The organism is Glaciecola sp. 33A, from assembly GCF_002836745.1.
Lineage (GTDB): Bacteria > Pseudomonadota > Gammaproteobacteria > Enterobacterales > Alteromonadaceae > Glaciecola.
Genome location: NZ_PJAR01000037.1, coordinates 138,396 through 156,934 on the forward strand (window position 1 = coordinate 138,396; position 18,539 = coordinate 156,934).

Here is an 18,539-nt window from a genome sequence, read left to right on the forward strand (position 1 = left end):
GGAAAAGACCTTTAAAGCAAACCTTTGACTGGCAGTCGTGAGCTCTGCAGGACAGTCTCTATTTCCATATGTAGGCGCGTATAGGCAAAATAATTTACGTTATTTTACAGGGCGCGTAGTTCAATAAATAACCATAATAATAGACTAGTGTAAAACCATATAAATACAAATGATTATCATTTGCATTTATATGGTTTTACGTTACTATGTTAGTAGCTCATTTTTGCTATACAGTTATTGGAGAGATTACATGGAACAGGATAAAAATATTAATCAAGATCCACGTTTTACCACTTGGAAGCGCCATACTTTAGCAGGTAATTTATATTTCGAAAAAAAACAAATTACGCGTTCTATTGAGCATTATGAAATAGCGATTTGCGAAGCGATTATACTTATCAATATGCTCAATTCAGGAAGAGCAGCTGTTGCTGCACTGCTCGCTAGTTTTCATAATTTAGCTGAATTATATGCCCAACAAGACGAACATAACTTAAGTGAAAACGAGTTAGCTAAAGCGCACAATATTATTAATGCGCTATTGCTCAACGAGCAATCTGACACGCAAGAAGAGGCATTAAGATGGGGTAAGTGCAGAGCCAAGGTTGCCTTACTAAGATTTAGACAACTGCACCACAATACCATCTCACAAAACAGTCAGGGTCAGCTCAACAGTTCAAGCACTAAACAGTCAAATCAATCTCTACTGCAAAGACTTTACAGTTCATTTAACAACAATAAGGAACCATTATGATTACGGGCTTATTCAAGGCACTCAACCATACATTTGCAATCCCCACCCCTACAGCCAAGTGCGATATTCCGTGTAACATTAATGACCCCATTGTAGCGCAGGTAGCCGGCTTAAGTTTGCAGAGCTTTATAGATTTAATAAAAGAACTAAATGATAAACCGCAGCTTACGGCCGCTGACAATTCTCAGCTAAGTAGGTTAACCCGAGAAAAAGATACTCTGCAACTAATGTTAAAAAAGAAATTTGGGTGATTTTGATAGCCTATTTTCAGATTCCGCAGGTAAAGCGGGATAGCGTTAGTCAGGGTTATTGAGTAAAAAGTAGTTTTTGATGACGAGCAATGTCAATTTGTATTGCAGATGACGATGCTGCTGCTGCAGTCGAGTGCTGTCGCAGCTTTTTTTCATCAACTGCAGGGGTAAATTAATTTTATCTAGACATAGCATGCGCCAATTAACTTCAACCGACTCATCGGCAATTGTGTCGTAAAGAAGCTGAAACGCCCTGCTTGCAATGACAAATCTCGCGCTTGAGGCTGTTTTTGCTGCTGCTAAGTCTGCAATTTGTAAAAGATAAATATTAACTAATGGTGGATTATTGTGCTCTATACCACCACGGATACGGGTTTCAATAATATCTAGTGAGCGCCTCGGACTTAGTAGGTTCTGTCGATTCTGTGGATATTTGTGCATGCTAATTCCCTCATAGCGGTCAGTCGTTTGCGAATGTTAAGTTGTACTACTCATGGTTTCGGCTTTATCGTTGCTGCACTCAGGTTTTTTTCTCGCTTCTTGAGTCAACATAACCATTGCCTGACGTAGGCCATGATCCTTGGTAATCGGCTGCTTAAAACAAATAAATCCAATGTGTGTAGCGTCTTTGTCAGTGACTGAATCTGTTGTGCACGAATAATGAAAGCCGTGTTGATAACATGAAAGCATCGTTACTTGACCTTGTACTACGGACCGCTGCAACTGGTGCGCAACAATTAACGCTAAAGCATCGCTATGATCTTCATGCATATGCTCTATGGCACCCTGCGCGCTTGCAGCTAAGTTAAACATATGACTTTGCCAATCGTCTAGGCTAAACCAATAAATTTCGCCAAACCCGCCGATATAACGCAGCCGATCAGTACTAATTAAGTAAAACCTAAAATCATGCGCTTGCATATATGATTTCGCTTGCGGAAACACCGCCATATACTGCGCTTGCAATTGAGCGTCAACAGCATCCGCTTGGGCCGTACCTAAAACGGTGACCCTAGCGCTTGCTTGGCTATCACTTTGCCTGCCATCATAAACACATAAACTCACCTTATTGTGTTTTTGCATATTACGAGAGTGTTGCGCAATATCAGACGCAAAAACAACTAAGTTGCCTTCTTCCGTCATTAAGAATGGCATAACCGAGCCAAAAGGATAGCCCTGCATAGACACACTATACGTCGATAAAACGCCTGTATGCTGGCTTCGCATCAGTACAGCGGCTTGATGAATGTGCTTACTTTTATTACTCATGTGATTTCCTCTTTATAGACCACTTGTTACGTTCAAGTCCTAACATAGTTTTGTATTGACGCTTATACCTGATAAATACTATTTTCTACTGCATCATTGGCCTTATTTAAAATAATTTGACCGTCGGTTTCAAAGCACGTATCTAATATTGTTTTATTAAATACGGCTTTGCTGCTGCCCTCTGCCAATAATTTACCGTCTTTGATCAATACTAAATTTGTGGCTATATTAGCGACTGCGTTTATATTATGGTCAATAATAATAACTGTGCCACCCTGTCGCTGAAACGTTTTTAAATGACCATACAACAAACGTGTTTGTTTTATGTCTAGTGCGCTTGCCGGTTCGTCTAACAATAAGCATTTACCTTGCATGTTAGCACTTTGATAAAGTTGTAAGTAAGCCCTAACAAATTCAATTAGTTGGAGTTCTCCCCCTGACAAGTATGTTACATCGCGCATCAACAAATGCGCAATTTGAAATTGCTCAGCAAGAGTCAATATCAAGTTTTCTGAGTATTTTTCGGACTCAGGGTACTGTAGCCTAGCGAGTTGCAAATACTCATATACAAGCATACTAAAAAAGCCCGTTTTTACCTGTGCAATATAGGCACGCATTTTACTCAGTTGACTAAGCGAATACTGACTTATCGCCTTGCCGTTAAATCTAACATGGCCCTTTTTTAATGGATACTCACCTAACAAACTCTTAAAAAGGGTTGACTTACCTGCGCCATTTGCGCCCAAAATAGCCGTAATACTGTTGCTTTCAAACTGCAGTGTTACCTCACTAAGTAGCTGCTGCCTGGCCGCTACAATGGTTATCCCTTCAACACTAAACATAGTCAAATTTCCTTTTTTCGCGCACAATCAAATACAAGAAAAACGGTACGCCCACCATAGAAGTAATTAAACCAATCGGTATTTCAGCAGGAATAATAATGATGCGGGCAAGCGTGTCGGCTAGAGCTACCAACAACGCACCGGACAGTAAACTTGTGGGCAGCAATATGTTTAAATGTGCGCCAAACACCATTCGACATAAATGCGGAACCACTAAGCCAACAAAACCAACGATGCCAGTAAAACTGACGCAAACAGCGACTATTGCAGCAACTGTCCACAAACTGACTAATTTAATTTTGCGGGTATCTACGCCCTGATATTTTGCTTGCTTTTCTGAGCAACTCATTAACATGAGTTGATGACGTATCTGCCAAAAATAATAAGTACCAAGGATAACTGGAACGATGGTAATGCTGAGACTCGTGTAATTAATACCGGCATAACTGCCCATGCTCCAAAACGTAATTTGACGCAAAGTTGCATCATCAACAACGAACTGAATAAGGCCTAGAAGCGTCATTGCGCCAGCATTGATGGCAACGCCTGCTAAAATAAGCACTAGCGTATTCATACCTTGCTCAGAGTCGGCTATTTTAAGGAGTAAAATTAAAGACAGAGTGGCACCTAAAAACGCACTGAGCGGCACAAAGTAAGACATTAAAAAAAGAGGAAGATGCACCGTACTTAATACCGCAAAAGCTGCACCCGCAAACAGAGCAGCGCTTGACGAGACACCAATAAGGCCCGGGTCAGCCAGCGGATTGCGACATATTGACTGCAATACTGTACCGCATAAAGCCAAGCCTGCGCCAGTGATCATGGTCATCACAATACGCGGAAATCTAATATCCCACAAAATAGTATGCTGCAGTGGACTGCTAGAGTCTGCACTTAACCACCGCCATAAATTTACATCTACCGCACCTGCATTTAAGGCGATAACAGCAACAATAAACAAAGCGATAATTAATGCGGTGACTTTGGGTTGAAAGTCACACTTCCTTTGCGCAATCTCTTGTTGTACTTTTACTATGGTCGTGGGTGTCTTCATAAATATGTGTTGCTGTCCTTATTAATCAATTAGCACTTAGGTCATGCTTTATAAGTGGCCATTGTTTCGCAAAAAACAAAAAACGACGTGCTCAAGGTATCTAATTACTGTTCAAGAATATGAGCAAACTGCGCAACCGCGTCAGGCAAACGGGGAGTTAAGCCTAAAAACAATAAAGCGTCCACAATATATAAATTACAACCTTGCGCTTGTGCCCACTTTTCCAAGGCCGGTTGTTTGCATAGGTCACTCGCCGACAAACCACCGGTACGATGCTCAGCTATCAGCACCTGAGTGGGCGCTATTGCCAAAAATGACTCGATTGACACCGGCTTAAAACCGTCAATATTGTCGTAAGGGTTACGCAAACCCGCTATCTTCATAATAAGGTTAGGCACGGTATTTTTGCCAGCCGCCATAATGCCCCGCTCGCCCGCCGACATTAGAAACACCGCTCTTTGCTCAGGCTTAATATTTATTTTTTTGATCGCGTTAAGCTGATCCTTGACGTGCTTCTCGAGTTGTTCGGCTTGTGCTTGCAAACCAGCCCGCTGGCCTATTTCATGGATCATGTTGAGTAATCCGGCAACGGTCCGCGCCTGCTCAAATACATGCACCTGGACGCCTGCATTGCTCAGTTGCGTCAGCACTTCGCTTGGCCCGACCCCCATCGCAGCAAATAAATGCGTGGGCTGCATCGCTAATATACCCTCAACACTTAGTTGACGGTAATAACCCACTTTTGGTAATTGGCTTACTTGTTCCGGATACAAACTGCTTGTGTCGGCAGCAACTATTTGTTGTTGCGCGCCCAAGGCATATAAGATTTCAGTTACGCTTCCACCCACACTTACTATTCGGTCGCTAGCGTGACTGTAAGGAGTTTTTGCAGGCGCAATTGCGCTAACTAAAACGAGTAAACTTGCGAATAGCACTCGCCTTAAAAAAACTAATTTGACACTTTTCATAATAATTTCTCATTCCTCTATTGCTAACCTTAATGATAATAATTATCATTAAGGTTACAGTCAACTATTAGATAAGAAAATTTTTATGAAACATAAAGCAGGTATTTCTTTTTTCACTCAATCTGTCTGTCTAGTCACTTTTTGTGTTGCACTTGCAGGCAATGTAAGCGCCAACGCGATAGAAGCCAGTACCGAATCTGAGATAGAAACAATTACAGTGACCGGCACCAAAACAGCGCGTAAAATCAATGAAATAGCAGCTACTGTAACCACTATTAACAGCCAACAAATAGATGCTTTAGGGGCAACTAACATCCGCGACTTGCTGCGTTACGAGCCAGGTATATCTGTCGAAGGCAGCGGGCGTTATGGACTATCAAGCTTTAATATTCGCGGCATTACCGGTGATCGGGTATTAATTCTGGTCGACAACATTCCCATAGCTGATGAATTTAGTTTTGGTCCGAATTTGTCTGCCCGCCGGGATTTCGTTGATGTTGATTTGATAAGATCTGTGGATATTGTGCGCGGTCCAGCCTCAACACTTTATGGCAGCGATGCTATTGGCGGCGTTGTTGCATTTACCACTAAGGATCCCATCGACATTATTACCGATGGTGGATCATTCGCGGGTAGAACAAAAATAGGCTATGTTAGTCAGTCGAGCGAGTCGTATGTTAATGCCATGCTGGCAGGCGTAGGCGGCGATTGGCAATGGTTGGTCAACAGCACCTACCGCAATGGAAATGAAACCCAATCGTTTTATAATGATGCAAGCATAGGCAATACGCGTAGTAGTGCCGATCCTCAAAATAACGATTCTTTAAGCGTATTAACTAAACTTATTTACCAAAAAAATGATGCCCATCGGCTTAAGTTTATTGCCGAAAGCTTTGAACAAAACAATGACACACAACTGTTGTCGGAGATTGGCACACAGGTACGCGGCACAATCACCTTATCGAGTCTTGGCTTTGACCAGCAGGAGCGTTCACGTTTTTCAGCCCAGTATGTGTATCAACCTGCTGGTGCTCATCATCTAAAGCGTGTCAATATGTTCGCCTTTTATCAAAACTCCTCTACTGAGCAAGCATCTGAACTTGTTAGGCAATCATTGGGACCTAACCCATCCCCCTTTTTTAGAACTCGCGACAGCATGTTTGAACAAAGCACAGTTGGTTTACATGCTCAGTTTGATCATCAGTTTGAATGGGGAGGTCAGCATTATTTAATCTATGGCCTCAGCACCGAAACCACCGAGTCAGAAGGATTAAGAGAAGGTAAAACTCAAGACCAAGCGACAAGTGCCCCCATCCCTGAATTTAGCGTATTTCCAGCACGTGATTTCCCCCTGTCAACATTGGCTGAACAATCCATCTTTATACAAGACGAGATCCAGTTCTTAGATGGCCGTTTATTATTAAGCCCAGGCCTACGTTACGACCGTTTTACGCTTTCACCTAAGTCAGATCGATTATTTGAGACGGCTAATCCTGGGGTAATAGTATCGAGCTTTAAGGACAGTCAATTATCCAAGAAACTAGGGGCCATTTATTCATTAAGCGAAAACTACAATATTTGGCTGCAATATGCTGAGGGTTTTAGAATACCGCCTATGGATGATGTTAACGTTGGCTTTACCAACTTTGCAGGACGCTACACCTCACTCTCAAACCCCGACTTAAAGCCTGAATCGGTGACCAGTTTAGAATTTGGCATTAGAGGCTTTACCGACGCCTTGACCTGGAGCATAAGTACCTATCAAAACAAATATACGGACTTTATTGAATCATTGACTTTTGTCGGAATTAACCCGAATGACGGCTTTATTCAATTTCAAGCCGTTAATGTAGACGAGGTTGAAATTAAAGGTATTGAGGGACAAGTTGTGTGGTCATTAGGCGACACTTTTAACCGCGCCCTAGATTGGCAAATAAGGGCCAGTTACAGTATTCAAGGCTCTGAAAACAAAGCCACCGGCAACGATATTGAGTCTATTCCACCAAATCAAGCCGTATTTGGGGTGCAGTATAAAGACTATAGTGACCCATGGCGCATCGAAGTCGCTGCTAGCTACACAGAAGAAGCGCAAGCATTAACCAGCGCTGGTGAAACCCCGTTTTTTGTAGCACCCAGTTACACCACTATTGATATACTTGGCCATCTTAAAATAACGCCTCACATAAAAATTAACGCGGGTATATTCAATGTTACAAACAAGCAATATTGGCTAGCGTCAGAAGTGAGAGGACAATCTGCTGAGGATAATTTACTGCCATTTACTTCACCTGAGCGTAATTACTCGGTCAATGTGGTGGTGCAGTTTTAGGGTAATAAACTCTGTGCGACACAGTGTGTATAAATTCGCTGGTGTTTAAGTATTGGTAACTAGCGCGATGAACAAGCACCAATTGCTGAGCGCTACTTCGGATTCTTTTCAAACGTACATCGGATTATGACCGCATTATTACATCGACTTTAAGACAAGGTTCCAATTCTTTTCTACCTAAACAATACAGTTAGTGTAGACGAGTGCGTTTGAATTAGCGTTGTAATTAACGTTTGAATTAACGTTTGAATTAACGTTTGAATTAACGTTTGAAACGCTATGTGGCTCTATGTCCGTTCTATTGTGAGCACAAAAAAATCCAAAATTTCGTCATATTTAAAACTAAAAACATTATTTTACGTTAACTAAGCCAATGTCAACTACTACACTGTCACTCTGGAACGCAACAAAAATGGGCTTATTGAATAGACCAGGGTTGTGGTTTATTCTCGTTATGCCCAGGACGGAAAAGAATATACCGATCAATATTTTAGCTGAATTGAAACCAAGAAATGTTTTTCAAGTTGCCGGCCTTTATGCTGTCGTAGCATGATTAATAAAAACATATGGCAGCGGGTGTTGACTCATTACGAGCTGGAGCTACCGCTGCGGCTTATCATCATAAACTAATGAATTTTGGAAAATGGAGAAAAAATGCGAGGCATAATTTCAGAGAAACTTCATGACTTCATTAAGCAAGCAAATATAGCGGGTCAACTAGCGAAAGCTGACGGTGTGCGATTGACACCATCACTAGTGCGTAAAAACATTGCAAAATTATCTGTTTTTATTGGTGAAGGGCCACCACTCCCTTATGCAAAAGATAGTGCCTTTGAGACCTTAACTCACCGTATTGGGCTTAGAATTTACAGCCCAAATCCAGAGCAAGCATTACCTGTTGTGCTTTACTACCATGGTGGCGGCCATATGTGTGGAAATATTGCTCTATATGACCCCGTTAGTCGCAGAATTGCCAAGTCTGGTCATTGTATTGTGATTGCAGTGGAGTATCGTTTAGCACCCGAATTTCCTTACCCTAGCGCTATTGATGATTGTCAGTATGTGCTAGCTCATTACAAAAAGTTGTTAACCGACGTAAAATTTACAGATCATCTGGTTATTGCTGGTGATAGTTGTGGCGGCGCTATTTGTGCTACGTTAGCAAGTAAAAATATAGGTAACGTCAATATCAAAATTGATAAACAAGTACTTATTTATCCCAGTGTTGATTATTCGATGAGCAGTAATTCTATTGAAGAAAATGGCAGTGGCTTTTTATTAGAAAAAGAGAAAATAGTTTGGTATTTCGATAATTACTTTCAACGTAACGAGCCTTATCAACTGGTTTCACCGTTGTTTATGCCAATGGATACGAATATGCCAGAAACCATCATATTTACAGCAGGCTGTGATCCACTAAGAGATGAAGGTTTTGCCTATGGTCAAGCATTGAGTAAGTTTGGGGTAAAAGTAGAGCAGCACTCATTTGACGGTATGATCCACGCCTATTTGTTGCTACATAACTTAATAATTGAAGAATGTGAAAAAACGTATCAACTAATAGGTGAGTTTATTGGTAGAAGGGGTTAATGGGGCCATTGTTAACATTTTAAAATCCCTTACGCTCCATAAAGCTGTCGATATAATAAGGAGGTAACCACCAGTCTTTTTCAGTTTCTTTATGCAGTGCAATAAGGCGTTCCCTTACCTGATCCCAACCTAATTTCTTGGCATAGAACATTGGGCCTCCTTTATATCTAGGAAAGCCGTAGCCATTTAGCCAGATGGTATCGATAGTTTCTGCGCTATCAACAATTCCTTCTAATAGAATAGTGACTCCTTCATTGATTATCGCTAAAATCAACCTTTCACTGATTTGTTGATCAGTATAAGTTCGCTGTTTTATTTTTAGGCTCTGAGCTGCCGTTTTAAATATTTTGAGTACATGATCATCCGTAATTCGACGTTTTTTATCATCATATAAGTAAAATCCTGCCCCTGTTTTCTGACCCAGTCGATCAGATTCAACCATTAAATTTGCGGGTAAGAAATAGGTGGGGTCAGTTGTTAATTGGGGATTCTCTTTGCGCGCTTTATAACCAATATCTATTCCAGACATGTCATTCACCGCTAAGGGTCCCATAGCCATGCCAAAAGTTGTCATTGCTCTATCTATTTGTTCAGGTGAGCAACCTTCAAGTAATAACATGTTGGCCTCGCGACCATAGCTAGCATACATTCGATTACCTACAAATCCATAGCACACACCAACCAGTGCTGCCTGCTTATTGATTTTTTTAGCAAAAGCCATTGCGCTGGCAATAACATAAGGAGCTGTATATTTCGTTTCCACAATTTCTAGTAACTTCATAATATGTGCTGGGCTAAAAAAGTGCAGACCGATAACGCGGTCCTTACGATTAACCACAGATGCGATTTCATTAATATCGAGATATGACGTGTTACTTGCTAGAATGCAGTCGACTGTGACAGTGCGATCTAGTTTGGCGAAAATTTCTTTTTTAACTGACATACTTTCAAATGCGGCCTCGACAACTAAGTCGGCGTCTGCAATGTCATTAAATTCTGTTGTCGGCGTTAAACGAGATAATTGAGCTGTTTTTTCCTGCTCGCTAATCCGCCCTTTTTTTACTGATGATGATAGTGCATTGCTTATGTAAGCAGTTCCTCTTTCTAAATTTTCAGCATTAATTTCTACTAAATACACATTTAATCCAGAAGCAATTAGACACATAGCGATACTAGCCCCCATGGTTCCAGCGCCTATAATTGCAACCTTATTAATAGACTTTAGTGACTCTGAATGATTTTTTATCATGGGCTTTTCTGCTTTTTTTTCAGCAAAAAAAGCGTACCGCAATGCTGCGGATTGAGCTGAATTTCGACATTCAATAAATATTTCTCGTTCCTTACGCATACCTTCATCTAATGATAGTTGGGTACAAAGTAAAATAGCAGATAGTGCTTTTAAGGGCGCAATCTCCCCTTTACGTTTCGCGATGAGATGCTGGTGCGCATATTCTTCTATAGCAGTTAAATCATCCTCTAAAACTGGCGTAAAAATTCGTTTTACCAGCACAGCGGCTGGCTTGATGTTTTTTGCAAATTTCAGGGTACTGTGTAATAAGTCAATATCTGTAACTTCGTGGACTAATATGTTGTCTGGTGTGCTAGGAAGTATGATCGGTTTCGCACTAACAATCATTTCAATCGCTTTAGCTACCCCAACTAGCCGTGGCAGTAATTGTGTACCTCCGGCTCCTGGAATTAAGCCCAAATTAACCTCTGGCAGCCCTATTTTTGTGCCCTCTAGAGCCACTCGGTAGTGACAAGCTAACGCTATTTCACATCCACCACCCAACACAGTGCCATGTAATGCGGCAATAATCGGCTTTACCGAGTACGCAATAGCTAGCACTAAATCTGGCAGGTGAGGTGCTTTTGGCGGATGCCCGAACTCTTTAATATCAGCCCCAGCAATAAAAGTACGCCCCTCACAGATAATGATAATAGACGCTACTTGCTGATTAAGCTGAGCATCGTTAATCGCATTTAACAAGCCAGCACGTACTTCGGTTGAAAGCGCATTTACTGGCGGGTTATTGACTGTGATGATGGCAACTTGTTGTTGCAGTGCAACCGAGACCAATGATGGCATAATAAACTCCGATTTTAGCAGGTAATAGAAGGGCTGACTTGTATAGTGGGCTTTATATTAGTGACGTTGTTAATATCATCAGACACTTCCTCGAAATATTTTTCAGGCATATTAGCGTACATAACTGCTATTCGAATCATACAGTATCCATTGAATTTATAGGGTCACTAAATCGATTATAAAAACTCAATGACGGTGAGGGAAGCTCACCATGAGCATTAAATAGTTTATTTTGAATAAAGAACAATGACCCAGGGGTCAAATTTTTATAAACTCTTTGGAGCAAATCTTGTGATTCAAACCCAACCCATCCAATAGGCAGCAATTCGGGTGGCAGATCAGGATCTTTCAATTGTATCCGCCTAAATTCATGTAAAACAGTCAATCTGAAGGCAAAACTATCTGTGTCATTCAGTTCAGCAATATCGGTGTATTTTGCAACTTCTCTGAAAGTATCTAGAAAGTTTTGATATAAATCTGCAAGAGTATCCACTTGCCACTTGTCAGTAATCAACTCTTTGAGAACGGCTTTAGAACAAACATCGTTAGATTGCGCCTTGAATACAGCAACGCTCGACGTCAACTTGTTTTCAATCAGCATTTCATCAAGTGAACGACGATCGGGCGACGGATGAGCAAAAAGCCCAGGTGATAGAATATTGAAGCCCAACCATCGTATACTTTTTCGAAAATCTTCCAACTTCTCCTCTGGTATCGAAATATTTAATACCAAAATCCAGTGGGTGTCCCAGTCAGAGTGAGACGTGTGATAAATCCGCCTTTCTGCGCGCTCATAATGACTACGGGCCCGTTCAGTAAAACAATAATAACTTTTTCGACCGATTTTTTTGGTCACTAACCAATCATTCTGCACAAGCCTAAATACTGATGTACGCACTGAACGTTCATTAAAACCTAAAGGACTAAGCGCATCAATAATGCTCCCAAGCCAAATCCATTCGCCATGTTGAGAGACTACATCACCAAATAAGGTGACAATTATAGAGGTACAACTGACATTTTGCTGCAACAGCATCGCCGTCAGTTCCTCTTGCAAAATCGATGGAGCGTTAATATTCATGGTTATTTCCAATTCCCTATCTTTGGTCGAAATCTACCGTGACTTCATCAGAGGTAGGATGTGATTGACACGTTAAAATATATCCTGCCTCTACTTCACTGGGTGCAAGCCCATGGTTAATGTCCATCTCTACTGTACCTTTGACTAATTTAGCTTTGCATGTGGAGCAAACACCCGCTTTACACGAATATGGCAGCTCCATCCCATTTCGCAGTCCTGCATCTAAGATGTTCTCACCAACAGTTGAAAGTACGAAGTTAATAGTTCGACCGTCAGCTCGAAGTACCACTTTACTGTCTTTGTCATCGCCAAATTTATCTAACCGAGCTTTAGCTTTTTTAAGACTGGTTTGTGCATAGTTCGCTGAACTGCCAAACAATTCATAGTGTATCTTTTCTTCTGATAATCCCTCTGCGCGAAAACCGTGAGATACCTCTGACATCATCGATTCTGGTCCACAAATAAAGACATCGTCCGTATTTTTAATATCAATTAAACCCGATTTTTGTAAAGCGTAGCCTCTATTGTTATCTATCCGACCATCCAGTAAATCCGATCCTTGGTCTTCTGCACTCATAATATGTACGATTTGAAGACGTTCCAAATATCGATTTTTCAGAAAGCATAATTCTTCTTTGAACATCATTTGTGATGTCTGTCGATTACCATAAAGGATTGTTACAAAACTACCTGGTTCGCGAGAAAGGATTGACTTAGTAATTGATAAAACAGGCGTGATCCCGCTACCAACAGCTAAACACATATAACGCTTCTGATTGTCGGCATTCAGCTCGGTAAAAAACGAACCTTGTGGAGGCAATATATTGACTACAACACCGGGTTTAAAATAATCATTTGCGTGATTAGAAAATACACCACCCTCTACACGTTTTATTCCTACTCTTAACGAACCGTCGTCTACGCCTGAGCAAATTGAATATGAGCGACGTACCTCTTCGCCGTCAATTTTAGTACTTAAGGTTAAAAACTGACCTTGTTTAAAAGCAAATGTATCGGTAAGGCTCTCTGGAATATCAAAACTCACACATATAGCATTATCAGTTTCAGGTTTAACATGCTTGATCGTCAATGGATAGAAATGGTTTTCTGACATAAGGATTCCTGGTGATAATTTATATACACTTGAAGAAGTCGAAGGGTTCTTGACAGTCGTGGCACTTAAATAATGCCTTGCAAGCAGTGGAACCAAATTCACTAATAATATGGGTGTTTCTTGAATTGCATTGTGGACAGAGTATATTTTCTGTGGGCGTAATATGTAACGCACAACCGTCAAGTACATCGGTAGGTGGCGCAATCCCATAAGCGCGCAATTTATTGATCCCCTCCAATGTCATACTGTCGGTCGTCCAAGCTGGAGATAGGCGCGTTTTAATTTGATAATTAAAAATTTGGTTATCTTGCAGTTCTTTCGCAATATCCTCTTTTATTGCATCTACCGCAGGGCAGCCTGAATATGTTGGTGTAATAATAATGAGGTAATCATCACCATCGAATTCAATATTCTGCAAAATCCCAATGTCCCAAACCGATAAGACCGGTATTTCAGGGTCATATACATTATCTAATAATGACCAAATATTTGTATATTCCGAGCGTTCACGAAGCTGTATTTTGTCGTATAGTACGGTTGATATAGTTGGGATAATTGTCATGATTACCAATTTGCTCCCGGGTGAGCTCTGTGTACGCTTTGCATGACCGATAGCAACATACTTAGGTGCTCGGTATGATAGCCCTTTCGCCCACCTCGAACCGCCCATTCAGCATCTGGTATTGCCAGATCGGCCTCACTTAATATTGCGCCGATATCAGCAAACCAATTGTCTTTGATCTCGCGGGTATCTACTGCAATTCCACATGCGATGAGCTCAAGTTCGAGCTCGTCCGGCTCAAACAACTCATGAACATATCCCCAAATTTCTGCAAGTGCCTTCGTCATTCGAGCCTTACTTTCGTCGGTGCCTAGACCTAAACGGAGAGTCCAGTCACGGCTTCTACGAAGATGGTAGCGGGTTTCTTTCAAAGACTTAGTTGCAATAGCGGCAAGTTCAGTATCATTAGAATTTGTGAGCGCTTTGAGATAGTAACTAAAGAATACATCAACGAATAATTGCCTTACCATAGTAAAAGCAAAATCACCGCGAGGCAGTTCGTTAATTAGATAATTTTGAAACTCTCGTTCGCTTCGCAAGTAAGCTAAGTCATCTTCAGTTTTACCGTTACCGGCTAAATCAGCAGCATATGTATAGAACATTCTAGCTCGACCAATATAATCCAGAGCAACATTGCCTAATGCGATATCTTCCTCGAGAAATGGTCCATTACTAGTCCACTCTGAAATTCGATGCCCCAAAATTAAGCTGTCATCACCTAAACGGGTTGAATATTGTTTAGTTTTCTCTTTTAAATCTAACATATGTACACTCATTATTTACATATTACCGACTTCTTTAGGAAGCGGATAATAAGTTGCGTGCCGATAGGGCTTGTCATCCGATGGGTCAAAAAACTCTGGCGCATCATCTTCTTGTGAAGAACAGATATCAGCTGATTTTACGACCCATATACTGATACCTTCACTCCGGCGTGTGTAGCAATCCCGAGCATAATCTAACGCATGCTCGGCATCTTCTGCATGTAAACTACCCACATGCTTATGGTCTAAACCACGACTGGAACGGACAAATACTTCGAATAATTCTAAATTTTCAAGACTCATTTTATTATCCTACGCTGCTTCTGCACGACGCGCTTTCATTTTAGCGTTGTAGGCATTTTGAGCATCTCTTACCCATGCGCCTTCTTCATGCGCGGCAACGTGGTGGCTAATGCGTTGGCGGTTACAATGACCATTTCCATTAATAACATTATGGAACTCTTCCCAATCAATTTCGCCGGCATCGTAGTGACCTCGCTCTTCATTCCACTTTAGGTCTTTATCTGGATGCTCTAGTCCTAAAAATTCGATCTGCGGCACCGTTTGATCAATAAACTTTTGACGTAAATCATCATTTGTTTCACGTTTTATTTTCCACTTCATAGACTTTGCTGAATGTGCAGACTCTGAATCATGAGGTCCAAACATCATCAATGACGGCCAATAAAATCGATTAAGTGAATCCTGAGCCATGCTTTTTTGCTCAGGGGTACCTTTAGCAAGCTCCATCATAATTTGATAACCTTGACGCTGGTGAAAACTCTCTTCTTTACAAATTCTGATCATGCTTCGTGCATATGGACCGTAAGACGTTCTCTGTAAGGAGACTTGGTTGCAAATAGCCGCGCCATCCACCAGCCAACCTACAGTGCCGATGTCACCCCAAGTCTGAGTAGGGTAATTAAAAATAGATGCATACTTAGCTTGACCGGTTTGCAATGCGTCAATTAATTCAGCACGAGTAATACCCATCGTTTCAGTTGCTGAATATAAGTAAAGACCATGCCCAGCCTCATCTTGAACTTTTGCCAGCAGTACTGCTTTTCTGCGAAGGCTTGGCGCTCGTGTTATCCAATGACCTTCCGGCTGCATTCCAATAACTTCAGAGTGTGCATGCTGTGATATTTGGCGTATCAGATTTTTACGATATCCTGCTGGCATCCAATCTTTGGGTTCTATCTTGTATTCATTATCGATTTTGGCCTGAAATGCTCGTTCTAAGTCACTTGGTAAACTATTCATAAGGAACCTCGTTTGTCTTTCATTAAATGTTACGCTTTATTAATCTAGATTTAATATAATGTATCACTTTAGATAAATCAATTAAAATGTTACATATTTGTTGTTTAATTAACTAAGCATGTAATGTCTCGTTGACGAATTAGACTCGTTCAATAATCATTGCGATGCCTTGACCCACTCCAATACACATTGTGCAAAGCGCAAATCGTCCTTTTTTAATATGCAATTCATGCATAGCACTCATAACTAATCGAGCGCCGCTGGCGCCCAACGGATGACCCAGAGCAATGGCACCACCATTTGGATTAACATGCTTTGCATCATCATGCAGTCCCAAGTCTCTCAGTACAGCTAGGCTTTGAGAGGCGAAAGCCTCATTAAGCTCAATTACATCCATCTGTGCGAGACTCAAACCCGTCTGTGCTAATACTTTTCTTACAGCTGGTGCTGGGCCAAAACCCATAATCCTTGGAGATAAACCAACACAGGCCATTCCAACAATTCGTGCTTTTGGTATTAGCTTATTATTTACAGCTGCCGTTTCACTCGCTAACAATAGCGCTACAGCACCATCATTTAAGCCGGAGGCATTGCCCGCAGTCACAGATCCGTTTTCTCGAAACGGGGTCGATAATTTTGCAAGAGCATCAATTGTTGTGCTGCGAGGATGTTCATCATGGGAAAAAGTAATATCTTCTTTTTTGCGTTGTTTAATCGTTACCGCAACAATCTCTCGGCTAAAACGCCCGCTTTCTTGCGCAAGCTGCGCTTTTTGCTGACTACGCAGCGCAAATAGATCCTGATCTTCACGGCTAATATTAAAATCCTCAGCGACGTTTTCAGCGGTTTCAGGCATTGATTCAATACCAAACTGAGATTTCATCAGTTTATTTACAAATCTCCACCCCATCGTGGTGTCATAAATCTCCGCCTGTCTTGAAAAGGCAGATTCTGCTTTGCCCATTACAAATGGAGCTCTTGACATAGATTCAACGCCACCAGCTATGGCGAGATCATTTTGTCCGCTTATTATGGCTCTGGCCGCACTGCCTATCGCATCCATCCCTGAACCACATAATCTATTAATAGTCGTTCCTGGAACACTCACTGGTAAACCAGCTAGTAGCGCGCTCATGCGCGCGACATTTCTATTGTCCTCACCTGCTTGATTGGCACATCCGTAATATACATCGTCAACGGCGTCCCATTTAACATTAGGATTGCGCTGCATTAGCTCACGCATCGGAATTGCACCAAGATCGTCTGCACGTAACGAGGCTAAAGCGCCCGCATATTTGCCAAAAGGTGTTCTAATCGCATCACAAATAAATGCATCTTTCATATCGATTCCCCTGAGGTTCTATTTAGTACATTCATTCCTAGACGTGCTGATTTACCTTTGAATATTGCGATGAGCTGCTTGTTTTGGTTAGTCACCATTGTCTGATAAACACCGGTTTTATTACCTTGATACTGAACTTCTGAAATCGCAGTAAGTTTGTCACCAATTAGTGCGGGTCGTAAAAAATCGATGCTACAATTTGAGGCTACAGCCACCTGGTCCTGTGAATTACATGCAAACGCAAACGCCGAATCAGCAAGACTGAAAATGATGCCTCCGTGACACGTTTGATGTCCGTTTAACATATCTTGTTTAACCTGCATGGAGACAACCGCTTTACCTTCATCAACCGTTTGAATCTGCATTCCTAAAGACTGTGACAAAGAATCTGTGCTGAACATATGCTGCGCGCAAGCGCTTGCTAGCTCTGATGATTTCATCATTTACTTACCCCTAAATGAGGGCAAGCGCTTTTCCATAAACGCACTGACTCCTTCCTTGTAATCTTGTGTCTGACCAAGTAATCGCATAGCGTCTTTTTCTAGCTCGAGTTGATGGTGCAGCGGGTTGTTGAAAGATTGATTAAGTAAGACCTTTATTTTCCCCAGCGCCAATGTTGGCTGACAGGCTAAATGAGTGACCAATGCAAGCGCTTCTGTTTGTAACTCTTCGTCTTTAACCGATTGCCAAATTAGCCCCCAATTTTCAGCCTGTTCAGCAGAAATTTTACTGCCTAGTAAGGCCAATGCCTTAGCGCGCGGCAGCCCAAGTGCTCTGGGTAAGTTGAAAGTACCGCCTGAATCAGGTACTAAGCCAATTTTACTAAAAGCTTGAACAAAACTCGCTGATTTCGCGGCTAATACGATATCGCAAGCCAAAGCTATGCTGGCACCTGCACCGGCGGCAACGCCGTTAACGGCGCATACTATTGGCTTTTCTAAAGTCATAATGGCACGTATTAATGGGTTATAGTTATTTTCAACAGACTCACCAAGATCCGGTGCCTGCTCAGAGCTTGTAACAGTTCGGTCACCCAAATCTTGCCCTGCGCAAAAGGCTCGGCCGGCCCCTGTTATTAGGAGGCAACGTATTTCCTCATCGTTGCGTACTAGCCTAAAAACATCTTTAACTTCTTGATGCATTTGTTGATTAAAACTATTTAAAGATTCAGGACGGCTTAGTGTTAAAACAGCATATCCGTCTTGCTTATTAAATTGAATAGTTGAATAATTCATAGGAATCCTTAAGCTCAGCTGCCGATTAATAA

20 protein-coding genes are annotated in these 18,539 nt (G+C 41.5%); 4 read left to right on the forward strand and 16 right to left on the reverse strand.

Annotation, left to right across the window (positions count from 1 at the left end; all coding sequences use genetic code 11):
• The first annotated feature begins 250 nt into the window (after positions 1–250).
• A complete protein-coding gene (locus CXF81_RS08635) occupies positions 251–754 on the forward strand; it encodes a hypothetical protein (RefSeq protein WP_101180964.1) in 504 nt (167 codons plus the stop codon).
• Positions 751–1,005 (forward strand): superoxide dismutase [Ni], encoded by a 255-nt coding sequence (locus CXF81_RS08640; RefSeq protein ID WP_232771855.1) that lies wholly within the window; start codon positions 751–753, stop codon positions 1,003–1,005. Before CXF81_RS08635 ends, CXF81_RS08640 begins: the two co-directional genes overlap by 4 nt.
• Before the next feature lie 45 nt (positions 1,006–1,050).
• Here the strand turns inward: CXF81_RS08640 and CXF81_RS08645 are convergent, their stop codons facing one another.
• The 5 genes from CXF81_RS08645 to CXF81_RS08665 form a co-directional block, all read right to left on the reverse strand.
• On the reverse strand, positions 1,051–1,446 hold the full coding sequence (locus CXF81_RS08645) for a hypothetical protein (protein WP_101180965.1): 396 nt from the start codon (positions 1,444–1,446) through the stop codon (positions 1,051–1,053).
• Positions 1,447–1,482: 36 nt separating this feature from the next.
• The gene (locus tag CXF81_RS08650) at positions 1,483–2,274 is read right to left on the reverse strand and encodes a HugZ family protein (protein WP_101180966.1); all 792 of its coding nucleotides are present in this window, start codon (positions 2,272–2,274) and stop codon (positions 1,483–1,485) included.
• Positions 2,275–2,336: 62 nt separating this feature from the next.
• Positions 2,337–3,116 (reverse strand): ABC transporter ATP-binding protein, encoded by a 780-nt coding sequence (locus CXF81_RS08655; RefSeq protein ID WP_101180967.1) that lies wholly within the window; start codon positions 3,114–3,116, stop codon positions 2,337–2,339.
• Entirely contained in the window at positions 3,109–4,170 is a 1,062-nt protein-coding gene (locus CXF81_RS08660) for an iron ABC transporter permease (RefSeq protein WP_101180968.1), read from the reverse strand. The genes CXF81_RS08655 and CXF81_RS08660 overlap by 8 nt, the downstream gene beginning before the upstream one ends.
• A 104-nt stretch (positions 4,171–4,274) precedes the next feature.
• Entirely contained in the window at positions 4,275–5,138 is an 864-nt protein-coding gene (locus CXF81_RS08665) for a hemin ABC transporter substrate-binding protein (protein WP_101180969.1), read from the reverse strand.
• A gap of 85 nt (positions 5,139–5,223) precedes the next feature.
• Between CXF81_RS08665 and CXF81_RS08670 the strand changes: the two genes are divergently transcribed.
• Complete coding sequence (locus CXF81_RS08670) at positions 5,224–7,467, forward strand: TonB-dependent hemoglobin/transferrin/lactoferrin family receptor (RefSeq protein WP_101180970.1); 2,244 nt, start codon at positions 5,224–5,226, stop codon at positions 7,465–7,467.
• A 654-nt stretch (positions 7,468–8,121) separates the two neighbouring features.
• Positions 8,122–9,057 carry an alpha/beta hydrolase gene (locus CXF81_RS08675; RefSeq protein ID WP_101180971.1) on the forward strand — a complete coding sequence of 312 codons (936 nt, stop codon included), beginning with the start codon at positions 8,122–8,124 and terminating at the stop codon, positions 9,055–9,057.
• Positions 9,058–9,076: 19 nt separating this feature from the next.
• Here the strand turns inward: CXF81_RS08675 and CXF81_RS08680 are convergent, their stop codons facing one another.
• From CXF81_RS08680 to paaG, 11 genes are all read right to left on the reverse strand, one after another.
• Positions 9,077–11,146, reverse strand: coding sequence for a 3-hydroxyacyl-CoA dehydrogenase NAD-binding domain-containing protein (locus CXF81_RS08680; protein WP_101180972.1), 2,070 nt, complete (start codon positions 11,144–11,146; stop codon positions 9,077–9,079).
• Positions 11,147–11,160: 14 nt separating this feature from the next.
• Positions 11,161–11,286, reverse strand: coding sequence for a hypothetical protein (locus tag CXF81_RS20480; RefSeq protein WP_255409429.1), 126 nt, complete (start codon positions 11,284–11,286; stop codon positions 11,161–11,163).
• Positions 11,283–12,227: a PaaX family transcriptional regulator C-terminal domain-containing protein gene (locus CXF81_RS08685; protein ID WP_101180973.1), complete on the reverse strand. Its 945-nt coding sequence runs from the start codon at positions 12,225–12,227 to the stop codon at positions 11,283–11,285. Before CXF81_RS08685 ends, CXF81_RS20480 begins: the two co-directional genes overlap by 4 nt.
• Positions 12,228–12,243: 16 nt before the next feature.
• A complete protein-coding gene (locus tag CXF81_RS08690; RefSeq protein WP_101180974.1) occupies positions 12,244–13,341 on the reverse strand; it encodes a 2Fe-2S iron-sulfur cluster-binding protein in 1,098 nt (365 codons plus the stop codon).
• Between the two features lie 19 nt (positions 13,342–13,360).
• A complete protein-coding gene (gene paaD, locus CXF81_RS08695; RefSeq protein ID WP_101180975.1) occupies positions 13,361–13,903 on the reverse strand; it encodes a 1,2-phenylacetyl-CoA epoxidase subunit PaaD in 543 nt (180 codons plus the stop codon).
• 2 nt (positions 13,904–13,905) lie between these two features.
• Positions 13,906–14,667, reverse strand: coding sequence for a 1,2-phenylacetyl-CoA epoxidase subunit PaaC (gene paaC / locus CXF81_RS08700; protein ID WP_101180976.1), 762 nt, complete (start codon positions 14,665–14,667; stop codon positions 13,906–13,908).
• Between the two features lie 15 nt (positions 14,668–14,682).
• The gene (gene paaB, locus CXF81_RS08705) at positions 14,683–14,970 is read right to left on the reverse strand and encodes a 1,2-phenylacetyl-CoA epoxidase subunit PaaB (RefSeq protein WP_101180977.1); all 288 of its coding nucleotides are present in this window, start codon (positions 14,968–14,970) and stop codon (positions 14,683–14,685) included.
• Positions 14,971–14,979: 9 nt separating this feature from the next.
• On the reverse strand, positions 14,980–15,930 hold the full coding sequence (gene paaA / locus CXF81_RS08710; protein WP_101180978.1) for a 1,2-phenylacetyl-CoA epoxidase subunit PaaA: 951 nt from the start codon (positions 15,928–15,930) through the stop codon (positions 14,980–14,982).
• Positions 15,931–16,069: 139 nt separating this feature from the next.
• Positions 16,070–17,272 carry a 3-oxoadipyl-CoA thiolase gene (pcaF, locus tag CXF81_RS08715; RefSeq protein WP_101180979.1) on the reverse strand — a complete coding sequence of 401 codons (1,203 nt, stop codon included), beginning with the start codon at positions 17,270–17,272 and terminating at the stop codon, positions 16,070–16,072.
• Positions 17,269–17,715 carry a hydroxyphenylacetyl-CoA thioesterase PaaI gene (gene paaI, locus CXF81_RS08720; RefSeq protein WP_198556360.1) on the reverse strand — a complete coding sequence of 149 codons (447 nt, stop codon included), beginning with the start codon at positions 17,713–17,715 and terminating at the stop codon, positions 17,269–17,271. Before paaI ends, pcaF begins: the two co-directional genes overlap by 4 nt.
• Positions 17,716–18,507, reverse strand: coding sequence for a 2-(1,2-epoxy-1,2-dihydrophenyl)acetyl-CoA isomerase PaaG (paaG, locus tag CXF81_RS08725; protein ID WP_101180980.1), 792 nt, complete (start codon positions 18,505–18,507; stop codon positions 17,716–17,718).
• Positions 18,508–18,539: the final 32 nt, after the last annotated feature.